Annotated in this window: 21 protein-coding genes; 8 read left to right on the forward strand and 13 right to left on the reverse strand. The window is 68.3% G+C overall.

All coding sequences use genetic code 11. From position 1 onward, the window contains the following. Positions 1-217 precede the first annotated feature (217 nt). The 3 genes from B0293_RS17470 to B0293_RS17480 all read right to left on the reverse strand — a co-directional run bounded on the left by B0293_RS17470 (position 218) and on the right by B0293_RS17480 (position 3,296). Positions 218-946, reverse strand: coding sequence for a Crp/Fnr family transcriptional regulator (locus B0293_RS17470; RefSeq protein ID WP_005161621.1), 729 nt, complete (start codon positions 944-946; stop codon positions 218-220). A gap of 560 nt (positions 947-1,506) precedes the next feature. Continuing rightward, positions 1,507-2,175, reverse strand: coding sequence for a response regulator (locus tag B0293_RS17475; protein ID WP_005161624.1), 669 nt, complete (start codon positions 2,173-2,175; stop codon positions 1,507-1,509). After that, entirely contained in the window at positions 2,172-3,296 is a 1,125-nt protein-coding gene (locus B0293_RS17480; RefSeq protein WP_085939700.1) for a sensor histidine kinase, read from the reverse strand. The genes B0293_RS17475 and B0293_RS17480 overlap by 4 nt, the downstream gene beginning before the upstream one ends. Before the next feature lie 140 nt (positions 3,297-3,436). Between B0293_RS17480 and B0293_RS17485 the strand changes: the two genes are divergently transcribed. Further along, complete coding sequence (locus tag B0293_RS17485) at positions 3,437-3,925, forward strand: helix-turn-helix domain-containing protein (protein ID WP_005161627.1); 489 nt, start codon at positions 3,437-3,439, stop codon at positions 3,923-3,925. A gap of 2 nt (positions 3,926-3,927) precedes the next feature. Beyond that, the gene (locus tag B0293_RS17490) at positions 3,928-4,485 is read left to right on the forward strand and encodes a PIN domain-containing protein (RefSeq protein WP_039919006.1); all 558 of its coding nucleotides are present in this window, start codon (positions 3,928-3,930) and stop codon (positions 4,483-4,485) included. Here B0293_RS17490 and B0293_RS17495 read toward each other — a convergent pair. Continuing rightward, positions 4,459-5,316, reverse strand: coding sequence for a hypothetical protein (locus B0293_RS17495; RefSeq protein ID WP_245192009.1), 858 nt, complete (start codon positions 5,314-5,316; stop codon positions 4,459-4,461). The genes B0293_RS17490 and B0293_RS17495 overlap by 27 nt on opposite strands. A gap of 63 nt (positions 5,317-5,379) precedes the next feature. Then, on the reverse strand, positions 5,380-6,213 hold the full coding sequence (locus B0293_RS17500) for a helix-turn-helix transcriptional regulator (protein WP_085939701.1): 834 nt from the start codon (positions 6,211-6,213) through the stop codon (positions 5,380-5,382). A 108-nt stretch (positions 6,214-6,321) separates the two neighbouring features. Between B0293_RS17500 and B0293_RS17505 the strand changes: the two genes are divergently transcribed. From B0293_RS17505 to B0293_RS17515, 3 genes are read left to right on the forward strand one after another with little or no spacing between them, the layout of a single operon-like run. Then, positions 6,322-7,752 carry an MFS transporter gene (locus B0293_RS17505; protein ID WP_039919008.1) on the forward strand — a complete coding sequence of 477 codons (1,431 nt, stop codon included), beginning with the start codon at positions 6,322-6,324 and terminating at the stop codon, positions 7,750-7,752. 53 nt (positions 7,753-7,805) lie between these two features. Further along, positions 7,806-8,324 (forward strand): RNA polymerase sigma factor, encoded by a 519-nt coding sequence (locus tag B0293_RS17510; protein WP_039919009.1) that lies wholly within the window; start codon positions 7,806-7,808, stop codon positions 8,322-8,324. Continuing rightward, positions 8,317-9,192 carry a VOC family protein gene (locus B0293_RS17515; RefSeq protein WP_005161655.1) on the forward strand — a complete coding sequence of 292 codons (876 nt, stop codon included), beginning with the start codon at positions 8,317-8,319 and terminating at the stop codon, positions 9,190-9,192. The genes B0293_RS17510 and B0293_RS17515 overlap by 8 nt, the downstream gene beginning before the upstream one ends. Before the next feature lie 197 nt (positions 9,193-9,389). Here the strand turns inward: B0293_RS17515 and B0293_RS17520 are convergent, their stop codons facing one another. From B0293_RS17520 to B0293_RS17530, 3 genes are read right to left on the reverse strand one after another with little or no spacing between them, the layout of a single operon-like run. Further along, the gene (locus tag B0293_RS17520; protein WP_005161657.1) at positions 9,390-11,153 is read right to left on the reverse strand and encodes a gamma-glutamyltransferase family protein; all 1,764 of its coding nucleotides are present in this window, start codon (positions 11,151-11,153) and stop codon (positions 9,390-9,392) included. A 32-nt stretch (positions 11,154-11,185) separates the two neighbouring features. Then, positions 11,186-11,596 carry a hypothetical protein gene (locus B0293_RS17525; RefSeq protein ID WP_005161661.1) on the reverse strand — a complete coding sequence of 137 codons (411 nt, stop codon included), beginning with the start codon at positions 11,594-11,596 and terminating at the stop codon, positions 11,186-11,188. A gap of 9 nt (positions 11,597-11,605) precedes the next feature. Beyond that, on the reverse strand, positions 11,606-12,799 hold the full coding sequence (locus B0293_RS17530; protein WP_005161662.1) for an FAD-dependent monooxygenase: 1,194 nt from the start codon (positions 12,797-12,799) through the stop codon (positions 11,606-11,608). Positions 12,800-12,912: 113 nt separating this feature from the next. Between B0293_RS17530 and B0293_RS17535 the strand changes: the two genes are divergently transcribed. Beyond that, a complete protein-coding gene (locus tag B0293_RS17535) occupies positions 12,913-13,491 on the forward strand; it encodes a TetR/AcrR family transcriptional regulator (protein ID WP_005161663.1) in 579 nt (192 codons plus the stop codon). A gap of 3 nt (positions 13,492-13,494) precedes the next feature. On the opposite strand, the gene B0293_RS17540 is transcribed toward B0293_RS17535, so the two are convergent. Continuing rightward, positions 13,495-14,805, reverse strand: coding sequence for a UDP-glucose dehydrogenase family protein (locus tag B0293_RS17540; protein WP_077241329.1), 1,311 nt, complete (start codon positions 14,803-14,805; stop codon positions 13,495-13,497). 160 nt (positions 14,806-14,965) lie between these two features. Between B0293_RS17540 and B0293_RS17545 the strand changes: the two genes are divergently transcribed. Next, a complete protein-coding gene (locus B0293_RS17545; protein ID WP_005161665.1) occupies positions 14,966-15,724 on the forward strand; it encodes an SDR family NAD(P)-dependent oxidoreductase in 759 nt (252 codons plus the stop codon). Positions 15,725-15,777: 53 nt separating this feature from the next. Here B0293_RS17545 and B0293_RS17550 read toward each other — a convergent pair whose 3' ends face one another. From B0293_RS17550 to B0293_RS17560, 3 genes are all read right to left on the reverse strand, one after another. Continuing rightward, the gene (locus tag B0293_RS17550; RefSeq protein ID WP_005161666.1) at positions 15,778-16,452 is read right to left on the reverse strand and encodes a class I SAM-dependent methyltransferase; all 675 of its coding nucleotides are present in this window, start codon (positions 16,450-16,452) and stop codon (positions 15,778-15,780) included. 118 nt (positions 16,453-16,570) lie between these two features. After that, positions 16,571-17,185: a PadR family transcriptional regulator gene (locus B0293_RS17555; protein WP_005161667.1), complete on the reverse strand. Its 615-nt coding sequence runs from the start codon at positions 17,183-17,185 to the stop codon at positions 16,571-16,573. A gap of 81 nt (positions 17,186-17,266) precedes the next feature. Continuing rightward, positions 17,267-18,913 (reverse strand): TM0106 family RecB-like putative nuclease, encoded by a 1,647-nt coding sequence (locus B0293_RS17560; RefSeq protein WP_425331824.1) that lies wholly within the window; start codon positions 18,911-18,913, stop codon positions 17,267-17,269. Between the two features lie 90 nt (positions 18,914-19,003). On the opposite strand from B0293_RS17560, the gene B0293_RS17565 reads away from it, so the two are divergent. After that, positions 19,004-19,468, forward strand: coding sequence for a DUF6474 family protein (locus tag B0293_RS17565; protein ID WP_005161672.1), 465 nt, complete (start codon positions 19,004-19,006; stop codon positions 19,466-19,468). Positions 19,469-19,519: 51 nt separating this feature from the next. Here B0293_RS17565 and B0293_RS17570 read toward each other — a convergent pair whose 3' ends face one another. After that, entirely contained in the window at positions 19,520-20,479 is a 960-nt protein-coding gene (locus B0293_RS17570; RefSeq protein ID WP_005161673.1) for a glycine betaine ABC transporter substrate-binding protein, read from the reverse strand. Between the last annotated feature and the right edge of the window lies 1 nt (position 20,480).

The raw sequence follows: 20,480 nt of genomic DNA on the forward strand, positions 1-20,480 counted from the left end.
CCCGGTGATGCGCCTTATGGGCAGAGCATCGAAGCGTTGTCGGACGAGGAGGAACAGCCATGGCCTGGGAGATCGCCCTGGTCGCCGCGCTGGCCGTCGTATTCGTCATACGGCTCGCGCTTCAGCTGAAGCGCGGCTGACCCCGTTTTGCGCACCCCGCGGCGCGATGAAGGAGAGGAACGGGGCTTTCCCTGCGGATTCGCGGTGAAAGCCCCGTTCATCCCATCGCGATTCGCCGTCCGATCCGCATCTGCGGAATCCGCCTGGGCCGCGCGGCCGGGGACGGGGAAAGCGGAGGACCGTCCTCACGAAGAGGTTTCTTCACGTGGATCGTCTTGTATCCGGTGGCCAGGAAGCCCTCGTTCTTCAGCTTCGCCATCTCGGCGTTGACCGCCGCGGCCGAGGCGCCGATCGCGGAGGCGAGATCCGCGTGGTTGAGTCCCACGTCGATGACGACACCGCTTTCCCCTTGAACCCCGTAGAGCGCCTGCAACCTGGCCAGGTACGCGGTCAGCCTGCTCCGGACCTTGGCCGTCGCGAACCCGAGCGCGACGTTCCGCAGCCGCACCCGATGTCCCAGGTCCGCGGCGATCAAGGCCATCGCCTGCTTGTCGTCGTCGAGGAATCCGTGGAAGGCGTTCTGCGGGATCTCCAGCACGCGGACCGGTTTCGTGGCGACGTAGGCGAGGTGGCTCGGCCGTCTGGCCAGGCAGTCTTCGACGCCGAGGACGTCACCGGCGCCGAGGAGGTCCACGATCATCGGCGACGTTCCCTCCTGGGCCGCGCGCAGCGCCTTCACGAATCCGGAGCGGAGGATCAGCACCGGTGGCGCCGGATCGCCTTGGTTGAGCAGGGTCGTCCCCGCCGCGTGGTCCACGTGCTTGCCGAGGTCGAGCAGCCGCTGGCGCTGCCGTTCGGTGACCGCCGCCAGGAAATCGCCGCCCATCAGCCGGCCACCGGATCAGATGTCGTTGCCGTCACTAGTGACTCCCAGTGAGAGGAGAAAGCGCGTCGATTTCCTGCCCGTCCGAGTGAGAATCACTTCAGGTAGGTGACATCGCCGCACGCCGTTCAGCCGGAGACTAGTGCTCAGAGGCATCGGGAGAAAAGCAACCGCGCCTCCGTCACCCCGGTCCGGGGAGCCCATTCACAACGGAAAGTGACGGCCGTTCCGCGCGGCCGTCGAGCGAAATATCACGCACCGTGAACGCGGACGAAAGGAGATAGGACGTGACGCTCCTGGACTCGTCAGGAAATCAGAGTTAGCAGTACGGACGTCTGTTTTCGGATCGCCCACCGGAATCCGGCGATCACTTCGCCGGTCCCCTGGTGGAGATGAAGATGAGACGCTCACGGCAGCCGAGCCGGACCTCCACTCATCCCGACCCGGGACGTGCATCTGCACGTGCACCTCGCCGTATTAACGCAGTGTCAGCGCTGAGTCCCACCTGACGACTCCCTGTGACAGTCGTGATTTTTCCGCAATCTCAGCTTTTTGGGGGAACCTCACGACCTGCGCGGGCTGACCAGGCCTGATTCGTAGGCCAGCACTACCAGCTGCGCCCGGTCGCGTGCCCCGATCTTGGTCATGATGCGGCTGACGTGCGTGCGCGCGGTGGCCGTCGAGATCACCAGATGCGCCGCGATCTCGTCGTTCGACATGCCGCCGGCGACCAGACCGAGGACCTCGCGTTCGCGGTCGGTGATCTCGCGGACGGCGCTCACGTCGATGCGGCGGTTCTCCGGCCGGTCGACGAACTCCGCGATCAACCGCCGGGTCACGGTCGGCGCCAGCAGCGCCTCCCCCGCGGCGACCACCTTCAGCGCCCGCAGCAGCTCCACCGGATCGGTGTCCTTCAACAGGAATCCGCTCGCGCCGGCGCGCAACGCCTCGTAGACGTACTCGTCGACGTCGAAAGTGGTGAGGACCAGGACCTTCACTCCGGCCGATTCCGGATCCGCGGTGATCCGCCGCGTCGCTTCGAGCCCGTCGACGCCGGGCATCCGGATGTCCATCACGACGATGTCCGGCTTGTGCTCGGCGGCGGCCGCGACGGCCTGTTCACCGTCGCCCGCCTCCGCGCAGACCTCGAAGCCGTCTTCGGTCTCCAGCAGCACCCGGAAACCGGCGCGCACCAGCGCCTGGTCGTCGGCGAGAACCACCCGGATCGTCATTTCTCCCCCTCGATGGGCAGCTCGACGCGGACCTGGAAGCCACCGTCCACCACGGACGTCGTGAACGCGCCGCCCAGCGCGGCCGCCCGTTCGGACATCCCGCGCAGGCCGTGGCCGGGCGCGGGGTCGACGGCGCCACGGCCATCGTCGCGGACGAGCAGGGTCAGCGCACCGGTTTTCCGCTCGAACGTGACGTCGACACCGCGCGCCTGGTTCGCGTGGCGGACCACGTTCGTCAGCGATTCCTGCAAGATCCGGTACGCGGCGCCGTCGACCGGGGCGGGCAGTTCGCCCGGCTCGCCGTCGACGCGGACCTCCAGCCCGGCGGCCCGCGCGTGCTCGAACAGCTCGTCGGCCTGGGCGAGGCTGGGCGCGGGCGCCTTGTCCTCCCCGGAACGCAGCACGGCCAGCGTCGCGCGAAGGTCCTTCAACGCCGAAGCGCTGGCTTCCTTGATGTTCAGCAGCGCCTCTTTCGCCTGCTCGGGGCGCCTGTCGGCGACGTGCGCGGCGACCCCGGCCTGGACGTTGATCATCGCGAGGCTGTGCGCGACGACGTCGTGGACCTCGCGGGCGATGGTGAGCCGCTCCTGCTCGGCCATCCGGTGGCGGTGCTCGTCGGCCTGCTCGCGGCGGGCCCGCGCGGCGGCCAGCCCGTTGCGCACCGCCGTCCCGATCCCGACGACCGCGATCACCCAGACGACACCGAGCCCGGCGCGGACGTCGAAGGTGCCGAAGCCGTGCCGGACGAACAACACGATGCCGGCGGCCAGGAGCAGCGACCCGCCGGTGATGCTCGCGACGATCGGCCCGCGGATCTTCGTGAGCATGAACAGCGCGATGGTCGGCAGCACGATCGCCGGCCCGCCCGGGTTTCCCGACGCGTAGTACCCCAAGGTCAGCGCGGACGTGAGCAGGAAGATCGGCATCGGGTACCGGTGGACGACCAGCAACGGCAGCGCGATGGCGACCAGCCAGAGGGCGCCGAACGTGGTCAGCGGCGGGGTGTCCGGTTGCCAGCGGGAAGCGCCGCCCGTGGCACCGAGGACGAACCCCAGCGGCAGCACCACGCGCAGCACGCGGCCCACCCAGGGGCTCCACGGATACCGTTCTTTCAGCAGCACAGGACGAAAGCTACCCGGGGCGGGGGCGTACCGCGTCCGTTGAAAAGCGGCTTCCCGGCTACGCCGCGTGCGGTAGCCGCCACAGGAAATGCGTCTTTCGTTTTTTTCGATTAGACTGTCGGGTGATCAAGGGAGGCGACATGACATCGACGATCGAGCAGCACACCGTGCTCCCGCCTTCCTCCACCGAGCCGAACGCCCGACGGGAGCTCCGGCGGCTCGACGAATTCATGAGCCTCGCGGCCTCTCCCGCTCGCCAGGCGAAGCTGGTCGGCCCGGACGGAACCGAAGTGGAGCTTCCCGGGCAGGTCTACGACGTTCTCCGTGACGTCGTGAGGGCGATGTCCCAAGGCTTCGCGATCAACATCGCGCCGTTGAACGCGGTCCTGACCACCCAGCAAGCGGCCGACATGCTGAACGTTTCCCGGCCGACGCTGGTCAAGCTGCTGGAATCCGGCGAAATCCCGTTCGACAAACCAGGACGTCACCGGCGAGTCCTCCTCAGCGACCTGCTCGAGTACCGGGCGCGTGCTCGTGCGGAACGGCAAGGAATACTCGATCAGCTGACAGCCACGGCGAACCGGGATGGCAGCGATGACAGCGTCGACGGGTTCATCCAGACTCGCTAGCCGTGCCTTTTCCCGCTTTCCTCGATGCTTGCGTGCTCATTCCGATCCGGCTGACGGATCTCTTGCTGCGTCTGGCCGAGGCAGGCACTTACCGCGCTTTGTGGTCCGACGAGGTACTCGGCGAAGTCGAGCGAAACCTCGTCGGGCGATTCGGTCTGGAACCGGTGCAGGCGAAGCGTCGATTGGCCGGTATGCGCTCGGCCTTCCCCGATGCCAGGATCACCGGCTACGAGACGCTGGTTCCAGCCATGACCAATCATCCGAAGGACAGGCACGTGCTGGCTGCCGCCGCTCGCGCGAACGCCGCCGTGATCGTGACGGCCAATCTCAAGGACTTCCCTGCCTCAGCCCTTGAGTCTTACCAGATCGAGGCAGTACATCCGGACGACTTTCTGCTCGATCAACTCGAGCTGTACCCGGCGGCCACCCTTCGCTGTTTGCGCGAGCAGGTCGGCGCCCTCGAACGGCCGCCGGAATCCTTGAGCGAGTTCCTCGAAAGATTCGAGAGAACAGTTCCCGGCTTCAGCAAGGAGTCACGTCGTTTGCTCGACCGCCGGTAGCCGCCGCAGGACCGACGTCATCAGCAGCACCCCGCCGATCACCTGTCCGGCCAGCACCGGGATGCGATCAGCGGATGCCATGGTGAGCGCGCTGAACAGACCCCACGCTCCCGTGCCCGCCATCGCCCCGGCGCCGGTCCACACGAGCACCAGGCGCGGCCAGAACCTTCCCTGCGAAACGGTCGCCAGCGCGATCGCGGCGAGGACACCGAGCACCGCGAGCACGACGTCCTGGCCGCGGGCGGACATGCCGCCGGAGCCGAACGCCCAGATCGTGTGGCCGATCGCGCAGACGAACGCGGCGACGATGCCGAGTACACCCGGCACACCGAGGGTCCCCGGCTTCACGGTGCCGGTGACGACGAACCACCAGCGGTCGCGCGCGTAGAGCACGAACGCGGTCAGGAGCAGGATGCCCTGCCAGGCGAATCCGCCGTAGACGACGGCCCAGACCCAGTTCTCCAGCGGCATTTCGGTCAGCCGCGGTTCCGCCAGGTCGGCGACGATCACCGGGAGGTTCAGCACGATCGGCGCGAGCAGCCCGGTGCCGATCCAGATCGGGAACAGCACGAGCGGCGCGGGGATCCGGCGGCCCCAGGAGTAGGTGAACGCCAGCGCGAGCACCACCGCGACGACGTCCATCCCGCCGGTGAGCAGGTTCGCGAACAGCATCAGGTCGGAGTCCACAAAGGACGGATCGCGGAGGCCGAGGCCGCCGCCGGTGACCCAGGAGGCTTTGAGGATCAGGTACGGGAGCGTGCCGAGTATCGCGGCGTAGCAGACGATCAGGCGGGCGCTGGAGACCTTGGGGGAGGCCATGGCTGCGGTCATGCTCTCAGCGTCGGCGCCGACGCCGTGGAAGAACTCCCTCGCGAGCCTGGTCCGCCTCCCCCGTCAGAAGGAGCTGGGCAGTTTCGCCGCGGTTTCCTCGTCCGCCGGGGTCAGCGTGGCGAGGGAGATCTCGGAACGACGTCCGAGGTACAGGTAGGAGAACTCGAATCGCAGCAGGCCGACGTCGGGATGCAGGTACCGCTTGAGCACGATGCGTTCGCCGGAGACGTCGTGTTCCTTCCACATCCGCTCGAACAGGTCGGACTCCTGCCGCAGCCGCTTGACCAGGTTCTTCCACGCCGGTTCGGCGAGGTGTTCGGCCATCGCCGCGCGGAAACCGGCGACCACGCGAGGGATGTTGAGCTCCCAGTCCGGGAGCCTTCGCCGCCACTCGGGGTTGGTCAGGCACTGGATCAGGGTATTGCGGTCCTCGAACGGGATGTCGTCGAGGCCGCCCATCAGCCAGTCGTAGGCCCGGTTGTAGGCGAGGATGTCGCAGCGCGCGTTGCGCACACAGACCGGGAAGGGCTCCAGTTTCGCCATCATCCGGTGGACGTTGTCGCTGAGGAGCTTGCAGTCCTTCTCCAGTGGCGGCTCGGGCGCGCCGGCGAGGGTGAACAGGTGCGTGTGCTCGTGCGGGTCGAGCCGAAGCGTGCGGGAAATCGCGTCCAGTACCTGCTCGGACGCGTTGATGTCGCGGCCCTGTTCGAGCCACGTGTACCAGGTGACCCCGACGCCGGCCAGCTGCGCGACCTCCTCGCGGCGCAGGCCCGGCGTGCGGCGCCTGCCGCTGATCGGCAGGCCGACCTGGTCCGGGGTGATGCGCTCGCGACGGCTGCGCAGGAAAGCGGCCAGTTCGTGCCGTCGCACGTCGGCCACTCGCGAATCGACGGTCATGGTCACCTCACCAGGTTCGCAAAGCTCGAAGCCGGTTACCAGGTAGTGGTGGTACCAGGATAAACACACTCCTGGTACCAGGGTGGGAATCGGTCGATCGTGGTATCCATGACTTCGACGCAAGTTCCGGTGACGCCTGCCCGCGTCGCCGCCGGACCGGCCCTGACCTCGGCGGGCCTGGTCACCGTGCTGCTGGGGGCGGCACTTCCGCTCATCGACTTCTTCATCGTCAACATCGCCCTGCCCGCGATCGGCTCCGACCTCCGCACGTCATCGGCCACCTTGGAACTGGTGGTCGCGGCCTACGGGATCGCGTACGCCGTGCTGCTCGTCGTCGGCGGACGGCTCGGCGACGCCTTCGGCCGTCGCAAGCTGTTCCTGATCGGACTGGCCTCGTTCACCGTCACCTCCCTGCTCTGCGGGATCGCGCCGACGGCGTTGACGCTGGTGCTGGCACGCGCCGCGCAGGGGGCGGCAGCCGCGCTCATGCTGCCGCAGGTGCTGTCGATCATCCAGGCGACCACGACCGGTGAACGCAGGTCCAAGGCGCTGGGGCTCTACGGCGCGACAGCGGGGCTTTCGATGGTGCTCGGCCAATTCCTCGGCGGGGCGCTGGTCGCCGCCGATCTGTGGGGTACGAGCTGGCGGCCGATCTTCCTGGTCAACGTCCCGGTCGGGATCGCCGGTCTGCTGGTCGCGCGGCGGCTCGTTCCGGAGAGCCGGTCGAGCAACCCCCTCGGCATCGACCGTCCCGGCACGGTTCTCCTGACGATCGCCCTGGTGTCGCTGTTGCTGCCGCTGGCGGAAGGGCCGGCCCTGGACTGGCCACTGTGGACGGTCGCGTTGCTCGTGGTGTTCCCGTTCGCCGCGGCCGGGTTCGTGCACGTCGAACGCCGGATGGAACGCCGGGGCGGGGTTCCGCTGCTGCCACCGTCGGTGATGCGGATGCCGACCGTGCGGCAAGGGTTGATGGTCGGGTTGCCGTTCTTCGTCGGCTTCAGCGCGTTCATGTTCGTGTTCGCGGTGACGCTGCAGGACGGGCTGCACCTCGGCCCGCTGGATTCCGGACTGGTGACGGCGCCGCTTTCGCTCGCGTTCTTCGCGATGTGCCTCGTCAGCAGCCGCCTGGTGACCCGGTTCGGGCAGCGGGTGGTGGCCGCCGGTCTGTCGATCCAGCTGCTCGGGCTGCTGGTGCTGATCGGCACCGTGCTGCTGGAGTGGCCGGACCTCGGCGTGCTCGATTTCGCGCCGGGGATGCTGCTGTGCGGGCTCGGCCAGGGACTCGCGATGACGACGGTGTTCCGGATCGTGCTGTCGAAGGTGCCGCCGGAGATCGCCGGGGTCGGCAGCGGGATGCTGACGACGTCGCAGCAGGCCGCGATGGCGCTGGGCGTGGCGACGCTGGGGACGCTGTTCGCGTCCGTCGGGGCGGGCCCGCTCGGCATGAAGGGCGCGTTCGTGCTGGTCATCGGGATCCAGGCGGTGCTGACGGTCGGCGTGATCACGGTGGCGCGGCGGCTGCCGGATCCGCGGAGCTGAGAAAGTTCACTTTCACCCGTCGGAGTTGTGGCTCCCCGAGCGACGATGGGGTTGTGACGGAACCACGGGTGCATCGGGACCCGGCCTTCGCGCTGCTTTCGCTGTACGAGGCGGCGTTGCCGGAGGTCTACGGGTACCTGCTGTCCCGGTGCGGTGATCGCACCCTCGCCGAGGAGCTGACGTCGGAGACGTTCCTCGGCGCGGTGAGGGCCTGTCGCAAGGAGTTCGCACCTCCAGTGAGCACCGGGTGGCTGATCGGCGTCGCCCGGCACAAGCTCGCCGATCACTGGCGGCGCAAGGAACGTGAGGAACGCGGGCTGCGGCTCGTCCACGAGGAGGAGTACACCGATCCGTGGGACGAACGGCTGGATGCCCTGCTGGCACGCGAGGTGCTCGCGTCGTTGGGGGCGCATCATCAAGCCGCGTTGACGCTTCGGTACGTCGACGGCCTCCCGGTACCGGAGGTCGCCGCCCATCTCGACCGCACGGTGCACGCCACGGAGGCGTTGCTCGTGCGGGCCCGTGCCGCGTTCCGGCGTGCCTATCAGGAGAAGGAGGGTCGCGATGTCTGATCCATTCGACGCGCTTCGCGCGCCCTCGCAGGCTGTGGATCCTGACCCGCTCTTCGCAGCCGAACTGCGTGACAACCTGCGTCGCGCCGTCTTGAACGGAGCCTTCGTTATGCCACCCACTGCCGAAGTGCGTTCCCTGACGCCGTATCTCGTGGTGACCGACGCCCGTGCCGCGCTCGACTTCTACGTCGAGGTGTTCGGGGCGCGGCGCCGGTCCGATCCGATCGTGATGGAGGACGGCCGGGTCGGGCACGCGGAACTGGCCATCGGGGACAGCGTGCTGATGTTCGCGGAAGAGTTCCCCGAACTGGACATCGTCGTGGCACCCGCCGGTGGCCCGCTGATCCGGGTCGAGGTCGCGGACGTGCGCGCCTCGGCCGCGCGGGCCGTGGAACTGGGCGGTGAACTGCGGCGTCCCGTCACGGACGAAGGCCACGGGCTGAGCGGGGAGATCAAGGATCCGTACGGCCAGCGGTGGCTCGTCGCGCAGGCGGCGCCTTCTTCTACTTCGGGCGCTACGCCGATCCGGCACGGCGAAGCGGGCTACTTCACCTTCCAGGTCCCGGACGACGCGCGCGCGAAGGCGTTCTACGGCGCCGTTCTGGGCTGGCAATTCTCGCCAGGGCGGGTAGAAGGCGGTTGGGGTGTCGAAGGTTCCGGCCTGCAGGGCGGGCTCTGGGGTGGCCCGGGACGCCAGGTGGGCTGGAAGGTCATGTACGCCGTCGACGATCTCGCCGCCGCCCTCGACCGCGTCCGCGCGCAGGGCGGCCAGGCAGGCGAAACCGAACAGCAGCCCTACGGCCTGAGCGCCGACTGCGTGGACGACCAGGGCATCGAATTCTGGCTCTGGGAACAGCCGCGCTCTTGAGTCACTAACCCCACCCCCCACCCGTCCCAGGGGGGCGACCCCGAAGCCAGTCTATCGCCGATCAGGGGTCGGGAGGGGAGCTGACGTGAGTTGTCCACAGACGGGGGTCATTGTGGACAACCTGGGGGTACAAGCCGTGAAGGCCTCCTTCACTACCTTGAGGGTAGGGAAGGAGGCCTTCACGGAACGGGACAGCGTCACCGGCCGGCGGCGTAGCCCTGCATCCCCCGCGCGTTGGCGGCGGCACGAAGCACGCCACCGGAACGCGAAACGGCCGAAAGCCGCCCGAGCGCCCAAGGTCCGGCATCGACGACGTCGTGCCCGCGCGCCGCGAGAGCGTCCATTGTGGACTGACCGAGCCGTGACTCGACCACCAGTTCCCGCGGCGTCCACGAGCGCGGATAGAACGAACTCGGGAACGCGGTCGTATGCCACGCGGGCGAGTCGATCGACTCCTGCAGATTCAACCCGCCGAGCGTGTGCGCCAGCCAGAAACACAGCTGCCATTGATCCTGCTGGTCACCGCCGGGCGTCCCGAACGCCAGCACCGGTTCGCCGTCGCGCAGGCCCATCGACGGCGAAAGCGTGATCCGCGGCCGCTTCCCCGGCGCCAGCGAGTTCGGCAAACCCTGTTCCAGCCAGAACATCTGCCCACGCGAGTCGAGACAGAAACCGAGTTCCGGGATCGTCGGGCTCGACTGCAACCAGCCCCCCGACGGCGTCACCGAGATCATGTTCCCGGCCGCGTCGACGACGTCGATGTGCACGGTGTCACCCCGGGTCTCGCCCAGCGGCCCGACCGTCGGCTCCCCCGTCGCGCCGGAGCCGGATTCGAGTCCACGCAGCTTCTCGAGAATCGCGGGCAGCCTCGGCGAAGGACCACCGGGCCGGAGTTCGGCGGACGCTTCGTCGGTGATCAAGGCGCGGCGGGCTTCCGCGTACTCGCGGGAGATCAGCAACTCGATCGGCACATCGGGAGAATCCCCGTACCAAGCCTCACGGTCCGCGAACGCCAGCTTCGCCGCCTCGACGGCCAGGTGCACGGTGCGCTCGGTCGGGATTCCGTCTACATAGGACAGTTCGTCGCGCAGACCGTCCAGCAACCGCGCCTGCTGGAGCAACGCGGGACCTTGCGTCCAGGCGCCCATCTTCACCAGGCCCCAGTCGCCGAAGTCGACCTGCAGCGCGTCTTCGTACGTCGCTTCCCAGCCCGCGATGTCCTCGCCGGTGAGGAGACCGGCGTGGTCGCGGCCGGAGTCGTCGCGGAAAGCCTTGCGGCTGAACGCTTCGATCGCCTCGGCGACGAAACCCCGCGACCACGCGCGCCGTCCGGCGTCGATCTGCGCCTCACGCCCGCTGACCGACTCGGCCTCGGCGACCAGCCGCTCCCACGTGTCCGCGAGCGCCGGGTTGCGGTGCAGCCCCTCGGCGGGCTTGCCGTCCGGCAACCAGAGCGCCGCGGACGTCGGCCAATGCTCGGTGAAGAGGTCCTGGACGGCGCGGATCGTGTCACCGACCCGGCTGACCAGCGGAATCCCGTTGCGCGCGTAGGAAATCGCGTAACCGAGCACGTCGCGCAACGACTTCGTGCCGTGATCCCGCAGGAGCAGCAGCCAGCCGTCCCACGCGCCCGGGACGGTCGCGGGGAGAAGACCGCTGCCGGGGATCAGATCGAGCCCGAGGTCCGCGAAGTACTCGGGCGTCGCCGCCGCAGGCGAGACTCCCTGCCCCGCGAGGACTCGCGGAGTTCGATCAGTGGCGGTGACGAAGATGCCGGGGACCTGCCCCGCCGGGCCGCACAGATGCGGCTCGGCGATCTGCAGGACGAACCCGGCCGCTACCGCCGCGTCGAAGGCGTTGCCGCCGTCTTCCAGCACCGCCATGCCGGTGGCCGAAGCCAGCCAGTGCGTCGATGCCACCATGCCGTGGGTGCCGGCCAGTTCCGGCCTGGTCGTGAACACCCGGCCGATACTACGCTTTGCTAACTACTCTTTCAGTCCCAGCAGCTGAAGAGAACCTGGCCGAGACAGTCGGGCCGCCAGTACCGGACGTCGTAATGGTTCTTCCAGCGCGGCGCCGTGGGGTCGATCGGCGCTTCGAGTTCGGCACGGGAGTACAACCGGTGGCCGGGAAGAAGCTCCCCCAAAACGGCCAGCAATCCCGGCTCGTCGATGAAGGTGATCGTTCCGAAGGTGATGAACGCGTCCGCGATACCGAGGATCTCGTGCCTTCCGTCCTCGTCCCGATCCTGCGTCCACACCACCGCGACGGTTCGATGCGGATAAGCGATCTCGCCGGTGTCGAAGTTCCGTCCCTGATCGCCCGGTACGAACCGGACGACCTGGCCACGTGTTCGCCGAGCCGCCTCGTAGCAAGCCCGGCGAAACTCCTTCAGATCCGTCACCCACGAAAACTATCCCCGCGCGGCGACCGGGGCGTCATAGTTTTCGAGCGTCGCCGCGTTCGCCGCCCGCGAGGTGATCCACGTGAACACCTTCGTCATCGGCTTCGAACCCAGCACCCGGTACATGAAGTTCCGGTAGCCCATCACGAGCCGTGACGTCGGGATGAGGAACGTGCCGATCCCGGCCGCCTGCTTCTGCGACACCTTCACCGGTCCGCGCAGTTTCTCCTCGTACCGCGCGAAAGCGACCTCGTGATCGCCATCCGCGGCGGCGAGTTCCCCGGCCAGGATGTACGCGCCCATCATCGCGAGCCCGGTGCCCGAACCGCCAGGGCCCGCACACCAGGCCGCGTCACCGAGCAGCACGACCCGGCCCCGCGACCACTTGTCGAGGTGGATCTGGCTGAGCGAGTCGAAGTACAGCGCGTCGACGTCGCCGAGTCCTTCCAGCAGCGCCGGGACTTCCCAGCCGAAGTCGGCGAACCGCTCGGCGACCAGGCGTTTCTGCCCTTCGACATCGCGCCGGTGGACGTCCACCGTGCCGGGCGTGAAGAGGAAGCTGACGTTGAGAGCCGAGCCGTCGCGTCCGCTGGCGGCCATCACGGTCCGGCCGGGGACGCTGCAGATCATGCCCAGGTGATCGAGGCCGAGGTGGTTGGGCACGGTGAAGCCCGCCGTCTGGAAACCGAGGTCGGTCCGGAACCGCTCTTCTTCGCCGAACGTCAGCCGCCGGACGCCCGAGTGCAGTCCGTCCGCGCCGACGACCAGGTCGAACTTGCGTGACGCGCCATGGGCGAAGCTGACGTCGACGCCGTCCGAGCCCTCGTCCAGCCCGGTGATCCAGTCGCCGAAGACGTATTCGACGTCGTTCTTCGTGTGGTCGTACAGGATGCGCGTGAGGTCTCCGCGCTCGATCTCGACTTCGCCGCTGAAGAAGACCGACGGCATCTGAGCGACCTTCTTGCCTCGCGGATCGACGATGACCTGCGCGCCCATCGCGGTCTCCTTCGCGCGGATGTCTTCGAGGATCCCCATGCGCTCCAGCAGGGTCATCTGCTCGCCGCGGAAGTCGACCGCGCTCCCGCCTTCGCGCAGGGCCGGGGCGCGCTCGACGACGGTCGGCACGAAGCCGCGCTCGCGGAGCCAGAAGGCGAGGGCCGGACCCGCGATGCCGGCGCCGGAGATCAGAACGGTGGTCGTCATGGCTGCTCCCAGTGGTTTGTGGTGATGGGAACGACCGTACGGCAGATTTGCACGCTTGGTCAAGCCGCTTGGTTAAACCATTTGGATAAACCGCGTGGTCTACGATCCTGGGCATGGGTAATCGCGAGGACCTGATGGCGGGCGCCATCCAGTGCTTGAGGGAAAAAGGCTGGTCACGCACGACGGTGCGCGACATCGCGACGGCGGCCGGGGTCAGCCACGCGGCGATCGGCTACCACTTCGGATCGCGCGAAGCCCTGCTGCTGACGGCGTTCTCCCAGGCGATGGACGACTGGGGCAGGGAAGTCCAGCTAGAGATGAGGAGAGCTGTCGACCCGAACGCCTCGGCGGACGAGCAGTATCGGGCGTCGTGGCGCGCGATGATCGACTCTTACGGGCGCAACCGGCCGCTGTGGATCGCCTCCATCGAGGCATTCGTACAGTCCGAACATCACCCTGAGCTGCGGAAACAGCTCGCCGCCGCGCAGCGCGAGGGCCGCCGCGGGATGGCGGCGGGCATCCTCGGCATCGACGAAGACACCCTCACCGAGGCGGACGAGCGCCGGATCGGCGCGGTGGCCACGGCCCTGAACTCGGGCGTGATGCTCCAGCACATGCTCGACCCGGAGAACGCCCCGACGGCCGAGGAGGTCGTGGAGGGGCTGATGACGCTCGTCTCGCTCGTGTCCTGAAAGTCAGGAAACGGCGACCTTCCGCCGCTGCGCCGCCCGCGGCCGCCCGACGCCCTGCCACGACAGGCCGGCGTCCAGGATCCGTTGCGGCTCGAGAAGGTTGCGGGTGTCGACGACCGAGTCACCGTCCATCTGCTCGGCCATGTAGGTCCAGTCGAGCCGTTTGAACTCGTCCCATTCCGTCAGCACGACGACGGCGTCGGCCGCCTTCGCGACCTGATACGGGTCGTCGACCACGGTCATCCCGGCGATCTGGCCGCCGATCGCCGGGTCGTAGGCGGTCAGTTCCGCGCCGAGCGCGCCCAGCACGGAAGCGACCGCGAGGGCGGGCGAGTCGCGCAGATCGTTCGTCCCGGCCTTGAACGCCAGCCCGAGGACACCGATCCGCGAACCGGCCAGGGTGCCGCCCACCGCGCCCGCGATCTTCGCGACGATGCGGTCCCGCTGCGCGATGTTCTCCTCGATCGCCGAGGTGAGCATCGTGAAGTCGTACTGCACCGACTCGGCGACCCGGACCAGCGCGCTGGTGTCCTTCGGCAGGCACGAGCCGCCCCAGCCGGGACCGGGTTTGAGGAACGAGCGGCCGATGCGCCGGTCGTAGCCCATGCCTTCGGTGACCAGGTCGATGTCCGCGCCGAGGCGTTCGCACAGTTCGGCGATGGAGTTCACATAGGACAGTTTCATCGCGAGGAAGCAGTTCGCCGCGTACTTCACCAGTTCCGCGCTGGCCGCGTCGGCGACGACGACCGGGGCGGCGAGGTCGGCGTAGAGGTCGCCGACCCAGCGGGCGGCGGCGACGTCGTCCGAACCGACGACGATCCGGTCGGGGCCGAGGAAGTCCGCCACCGCGGTGCCCTCACGCAGGAACTCCGGGTTCGACACGACCGGCACGTCCGTGCGGCCGAGCATCGCCTGGATGCGCGTCGACGTGCCCACCGGAACGGTCGATTTGGTGATCAGCGCGCATCCCGCGGGAATGACGTCGCCGATTTCGGTGGTGACGGCTTCGACGGCCCGCAGGTCCGCCGAACCGCCCGCGCCCATCGGCGTCGGCACGCAGAGGAAGACGGCCTCCGTGTCCCGGACGGCGTCGCGCGCGCCCACCACGAAATTGAGTCTTCCGCTGGTCAGCCCCCTCGACACCAGCTCGGACAATCCCGGCTCCAGGATGTCCACGCGTCCGGCGGAGAGCCTTGCGACCTTCGCCTGGTCGACATCGACGCAAGTGACTCGATGCCCCAGGCCGGCCAGGCAGGCCCCCGTGGTCAATCCGACGTAACCGGTCCCCACCACCACGATCCGAGCAGCGCTCATGCTGCTGAAGGTGACAGCCGGAGTTGACCTCCGAGCGAACGGAATGCTTCAGGACCGAATACTCCTCACGACATGCCGCCCATCGACGTGAGCCAACACACGCGCTACCCCGATGCGAACGAGCGTTAACCTAGACCCGGTTGTCGACGAAAGGGAGAACATGCAGATCACCGATACCGCGGCGCTCGTCACGGGCGGCGCGTCCGGGCTCGGCGGCGCCACCGCGAAGGCACTCGCGGCGAAGGGCGCGCGGGTCTTCGCGCTGGACCTCGCCGGTGCCATCGCCAACGCCGAGCAGGTCGAGGGCATCACCTACGTCGAGGCCGACGTGACCGACCCGGAGCAGGTGCGGGCCGCCGTCGCGACCGCCGCCGAATCCGGGGTGCCGCTGCGGACCGTGGTGAACTGCGCCGGGATCGGGCCGTCCGCCCGGATCCTTTCGAAGAAGGGCCCGCACGACCTCGCCCTGTACGCGAAGGTCGTCCAGATCAACCTGATCGGCTCCTTCAACGTGCTGACGCTGGCCTCCGAGGCCATCGCGAAGACGGAACCGCTGGCCGACAACGCGCGCGGCGTCATCATCAACACCGCGTCGATCGCGGCCTTCGACGGCCAGATCGGGCAGGTGGCGTACTCGTCGTCCAAGGGCGGCATCGTCGGGATGACCCTGCCCGCCGCGCGCGACCTCGCGTCGCACGGGATCCGGGTGCTGACCATCGCGCCGGGCATCGTCGACACCCCGATGCTGGCGACGGTGAGCGACGAGTTCCGCGCTTCGCTGGCGGAGGGCGTCCCGTTCCCGAAGCGGCTCGCGCGGCCGGACGAGTACGCGCAGCTCGCGCTGTCGCTGATCGACCACGACTACCTGAACGGCGAGGTCGTCCGGATGGACGGCTCGCTGCGCATGGCCCCTCGCTGAGGCGAAGGGGACTTTCCCCGCGTCAAACGCGGGGAAAGTCCCCTTCAGCTCTCTCAGCCGCGCTTCAACCGGACGTCCACGCCGATGCCCACCGTGGTGACCTCACAGGTCCGGAAAGCCGTTTCGGCGACCAGTCCGCTGAAGTCGACAGGCGTGTAGGCGCGCCGCCGGAGCCCGACGAGCGCCTGCCGCACGCCGAGTCCCGCCAGCTTCCCGATCTTCATGCCCTCGACCTCACGCGCGATTTCGCCGTCGGTCGCGTTCCGGTTCATGTCCTGCACGACGGCCGTGCCACCCGGACGCAGCACGCGGTACATCTCGTCGAGCGACTTCACCGGCCACACGAAGTTCTTGAACGCTGCCTGGCAGACGACGACGTCGAACGACTCGTCGTCGAACGGCATCGCCGCGACGTCACCCTCGCGGAACGAAGCCTCGACACCTTGTGCCCGTGCGTACTCGCTCGCGATCTCGACGAATGTCGGCGCGACGTCGAGGCCGGTGACGGAGAACCCGAGCCGCGCCAGTTCGACGGCGAAGTAACCGGGGCCGAAAGCGACCTCGAGGATCTTCGCGTCTTCCGGCAGGTCCGCCGTGAGTTCGCGCGCCTGCTTCCGACAGATGTCGATCTGCGGCTCCGTGCCGCGCTGCCGGGCGTAGCTCCGCGCCAGCGCGCCGCCCATCTCCGGCAAAAGCTTGAAGCGTTTTCTGTCCTTGATGTTCGACATGGTCTCTCCAGGTTGTTCGCCCGGAGCCCGGTTATCCTCAAGATGCCGTCTCGTGGCCGGGTTCCGGTTGCGGGATCGTCGCCCCGGTGAGGTGCTGCAACACCTCACCGGGGCTCTTTCATCTGCCGTCCGACGGCAGCTCTCCGGTCTCGTGGAAGGTCCGCCATTCGGCGAGACCGGGCATCGAGCCGGAAGTCAGTTCCCCGAGGATCGAGCGGACCCATTCGGCCTCCGCCACGCGGATCGCCAGGTGGTACTCGACCTCGAGCAGCACCAGCCGCGGCACCTCTTCGAGGAGCCGCGCGAGTTCCGCTCGTGTCGTGGCGATCTCGTCGTCCAGCGCCGCCAGCCGGGTGCGGAGCAGGGCGATCACCTCGTCCGGGCCGAGCCACGCCAGCACCGACAGCCCGGCGACGAACTTCGGCTCCTCGGGCGCGAGTTCGGCGAGGAGTTCGCGCAGCCAGTCGAGCATTTCGTCACGGCCCTCGCCGGTGATCCGATACACCGTGCGCTCCGGGCGGGCGCCGTCGCGACCGCTCTCGGCGGCCTCGATGAAGCCGTGTTTCCGCAGGTTGCCGACGACCGTGTAGAACGAGCCCCATTTGATCCCCATGTCGCGGTCCTTGCCGCGGCTCTTCAGGATCGAGGCCATTTCGTACGGATGCATCGGGCGCTCGTTCAGTGTGGACAGGATCGCCAGCGCCAGCAGATTCCCGACCTTGCGCCGCTTCACCAAGCCTCCTCGTAGGCGAGTACTCGTCTACGAGTATCCATAGGGCCGCGAGTGATCGCAAGTGTCTCGGCGACCGAGCGATCAGAGGTCGTTCATGTACGGCACGGACGTCTGCGCGTGGTCGGTCATCCAGTTCCGCAGCGCGTACGTCGCCAGGACGTCGTCCTCGTTGTAGCGCAGCAGGCGCTCCCGCTGGGCGTCGTCCGGGATCCCGCCGTCCATCCCGACCGCGTCGCGGTACCAGCTCATCGACGCCTCGCCGCCCGCTTCCGGGTCGCGCCAGGCGAACCCGGCGACCGGGGCGATCACCTTGAGCCCCTTGCCGTGCGAGCAGAGGAACTGGTCGGTGACGCTGCGGAAGAGATCGATCCACTCGTCGGAGTCCACAAAGGACGCGATCTCGGCCTTCGTGGGAACGCCGGGGTATTCGCCGAACCGGTCGGCCGAACCGAAGAGCCAGCGGTTCTCGGCGAGCGCGTTGTAGCAGTAGGCGCGGAAGGTCAGGCCCGCGGCGAGCGTGCGCTCGCGGACCTCTTTGAACCAGGCCCAGAACTCCGCGAACGACCGCGCCTCGTCCGCCGTCGGCAGCGGCTCCCACGTCGCGAAGGCTCGATAGCCCTGCTCCATCCCGATGTCCGCGCCGGTCAGCAGCGAACCCCACAGATACGCGCCGGAATCACCGAAGCTCTCCATGTCGACGTCGACCTCGACGTCGCCGCGCGAGACCTCGACGCGGTCGACCTTGCGCACCATCGTGAGATCGGCGAGCCAGGCACGCGCGAGGATGATCGAATCGGCGAAGGTGCCGCCGGTCCAGTTCATCGGCGGCGGTTCGTCGGCGGGGTCGAGCGCGGCCAGTTTGTCCACTGTGGACACCCCGGCGCGGCGGAGCTCCATCGCGTCCTCGCCGCGGACGACCAGGCTGACGTCGCGGGTCTCGGTGAGCACGACCTCGCACGTCGGCCACCAGGGGCAGCGACGGCATTCGAGGACACGGGACGGTTCGGCGAGGGCTTCTTCGCCTTCGACGGCCGCGCTCGCGATGGCGAGCCTGTCAGCGAAGCGGCTCTGGTACTCCGTCAGCGCGCTCTTCCCGCCCGGCCAGGTGCCCGCGGACAGGTCGTGCCAGACGACGACGTCCGCGTCGAGTCCGATGACGCCGCCGATCGCGCGGTGGCCTTCGTGCTTCCCGAGCGCTTCGAGCATCCGGTAGAGGTGCGCGAGCCGCATCTGGTCCCGCGGCTGCGAGCGGACCTTCCGTGCCGTGTCCGGCAGCCGGTTGGCCGGGTCGAGATCGGTCATCGCCGTGGTCGGCGCGCCCGAGCCGCGATCGGTGATGCGGTGCCGCACGACCAGCACCGGCACGTAGCCCGCGCCGGTGTGGACCAGGAGTTCGGAGCCGCCACGCCGGTGACCGGCGCGATCCACCGGCAGCAGCCCGCCCCAGATGTAGCGCGCTTCGGCGGCGAAGGCCTCTTCGGTGAGCTGCACGCGCTCGGCGGCCGGGAGGTCGCGGGAGATCTTGACCCAGCCCGCGCCGGGGCCCGTCGCGTCCATGAGCCGTTGCACGATGTCGTCGCGATGCGCTGACGCGTCGGCGATCCGCTGCTGCGCGGAGGGGTCGGGCGGGGCGAGCGGGACCTCGCGCATCGCCGGGTCGTGTTCCAGGTGCACGCGACGCCGGCAGCGGCTCACCGCTCCCGCGTCCAGTAGCACCTCGTTACTCACGGACAACACTCTAGAAGGCCACCGGCAAGCCGACATGCCCGCCACTTCGGGGACCAGTAAGTTCGTCAGTGACACAGCGTGGGAGGTGCCATGGCGCGCAAGGCCAAAGCCGTCGAGGGCGAAGGCAGGATCACCCCGAAGAAGGCGAAAAACGCCGTCGCGGTGGCCAAAGTGCTCGGTCCGGCCGTACTGCCGGTGATCGCGCCGTACGCCGTTCGAGCGGCGGGCGCCGCGCGAGAGCTATACGACCGTTATCAGGCGAAGAAGCTCGGCGTGGCCGTCGACCAGCTCGGCGAGTTCAGCGGACGCGGCGCCGCGCTGCACGCGCGGATCGCGGGACTGACGCAGGGGCTCGCGGAACTGAAGAGGTCCGCGAAGGCGACCGACGCCGACGCGGCCTTCGCGAAGGACACTCAGGGGACGCTGGAGCAGCTCTCGGCGACCGTCCGCGCTTCGGAGCGGATGCCCGCGGCGCGGCGGAAGGCGGCGCACCGGGCCGTGGCCGGGGAGCTGGACCAGCTGGAGGGCAAACTGCTGCACCGGCTGGGCATCTGACCGGCTCGTTGAGTGGCTAGGACGGTTCTGACCGTCCTAGCCACTCACGACCTAGCTGATGAATCCCTTTTTCTTCATCCACTCGTAGGCGACCTCGCCCTGGTCACGGCCATCGACGTCGACCTGTTTGCACAGTTCGATCATCTGCTTGTTGTCCAGTGCCGCGCCGACGGCTTCCAGCGGTCCGCGGAGTTCCGGGTACTGCTTGAGGAAGTCCGTGCGCAACGTGGGGACCGCGTTGTACTGCGGGAACGCCTTCTTGTCGTCTTCGAGGACGCGCAGGTTGAGTCCGGCGATCCGGCCGTCGGTCGTGAAGATCTCGCCGATCGGGCAGGTCCCGCTCGCCACGGCCGAGTAGATCGTGCCGATGCCGAAGTTCTTGATCACCGGGTTCTGGAATCCGTACGCCCGCACGGCGGCGGGGAATCCGTCCTGACGGCTGGTGAACTCGGTCTCCAGGCAGAACACGTTCTGGTCCGGCTTCCGCTTCAGGAACTCGGCCAGGTCGGACGTCGACTTCAGGTTGTTCGCCGCGCCGTAGGCCTCGGTGACCGCGAAGGCGTACTGGTCGTTGAGCGGCGAGTAGTTCAGCCAGGTGACGCCGAACTTCGCTTCGTCCGCCGCCTTCGTGGCTTCGTACTGGGCCTGTTCCCCGCCGGGGACGGGGAGTTCGTTGCCCTGGTAGTTGATCCAGCCGGTGCCGGTGTACTCCCAGGTGACGTCGGTCTGGCCGGCGAGCAGCGCCTGCCGCGACGAGTTCGAGCCCTTGATGTCGGTCAGGTCGACGACGTCCGCGCCCGCCGCGGAAAGCGCCATCTCGGCCATGTAGCCCAGGATGATGTTCTCGGTGAAGTCCTTCGACCCCACCGTCACCTTGACGCCCTTGAGGGATTCGATGGGTTTGATCGAACCGGGTTCGATCTTGTAGGGCAGCGCGGTGTTGACCTCGAGTCCGCACGCGGAAAGCGTGCCGCACAACAGGACCGCGCCCAGGATCGCTTTCAAACGCATG

This window comes from Amycolatopsis azurea DSM 43854 (genome assembly GCF_001995215.1).
Taxonomy (GTDB): Bacteria; Actinomycetota; Actinomycetes; order Mycobacteriales; family Pseudonocardiaceae; genus Amycolatopsis; species Amycolatopsis azurea.

What these genes read in the sequence shown, in the direction of transcription:
- B0293_RS17475 (WP_005161624.1), bottom strand. Translation starts at nt 2,175, where the DNA reads ATGACGATCCGGGTGGTTCTCGCCGACGACCAGGCGCTGGTGCGCGCC.
- B0293_RS17485 (WP_005161627.1), top strand. Translation starts at nt 3,437, where the DNA reads ATGACATCGACGATCGAGCAGCACACCGTGCTCCCGCCTTCCTCCACC.
- B0293_RS17535 (WP_005161663.1), top strand. Translation starts at nt 12,913, where the DNA reads ATGGGTAATCGCGAGGACCTGATGGCGGGCGCCATCCAGTGCTTGAGG.
- B0293_RS17570 (WP_005161673.1), bottom strand. Translation starts at nt 20,479, where the DNA reads ATGCGTTTGAAAGCGATCCTGGGCGCGGTCCTGTTGTGCGGCACGCTT.
- B0293_RS17540 (WP_077241329.1), bottom strand. Translation starts at nt 14,805, where the DNA reads ATGAGCGCTGCTCGGATCGTGGTGGTGGGGACCGGTTACGTCGGATTG.
- B0293_RS17565 (WP_005161672.1), top strand. Translation starts at nt 19,004, where the DNA reads ATGGCGCGCAAGGCCAAAGCCGTCGAGGGCGAAGGCAGGATCACCCCG.
- B0293_RS17530 (WP_005161662.1), bottom strand. Translation starts at nt 12,799, where the DNA reads ATGACGACCACCGTTCTGATCTCCGGCGCCGGCATCGCGGGTCCGGCC.
- B0293_RS17550 (WP_005161666.1), bottom strand. Translation starts at nt 16,452, where the DNA reads ATGTCGAACATCAAGGACAGAAAACGCTTCAAGCTTTTGCCGGAGATG.
- B0293_RS17495 (WP_245192009.1), bottom strand. Translation starts at nt 5,316, where the DNA reads ATGACCGCAGCCATGGCCTCCCCCAAGGTCTCCAGCGCCCGCCTGATC.
- B0293_RS17545 (WP_005161665.1), top strand. Translation starts at nt 14,966, where the DNA reads ATGCAGATCACCGATACCGCGGCGCTCGTCACGGGCGGCGCGTCCGGG.
- B0293_RS17500 (WP_085939701.1), bottom strand. Translation starts at nt 6,213, where the DNA reads ATGACCGTCGATTCGCGAGTGGCCGACGTGCGACGGCACGAACTGGCC.
- B0293_RS17515 (WP_005161655.1), top strand. Translation starts at nt 8,317, where the DNA reads ATGTCTGATCCATTCGACGCGCTTCGCGCGCCCTCGCAGGCTGTGGAT.
- B0293_RS17470 (WP_005161621.1), bottom strand. Translation starts at nt 946, where the DNA reads ATGGGCGGCGATTTCCTGGCGGCGGTCACCGAACGGCAGCGCCAGCGG.
- B0293_RS17505 (WP_039919008.1), top strand. Translation starts at nt 6,322, where the DNA reads ATGACTTCGACGCAAGTTCCGGTGACGCCTGCCCGCGTCGCCGCCGGA.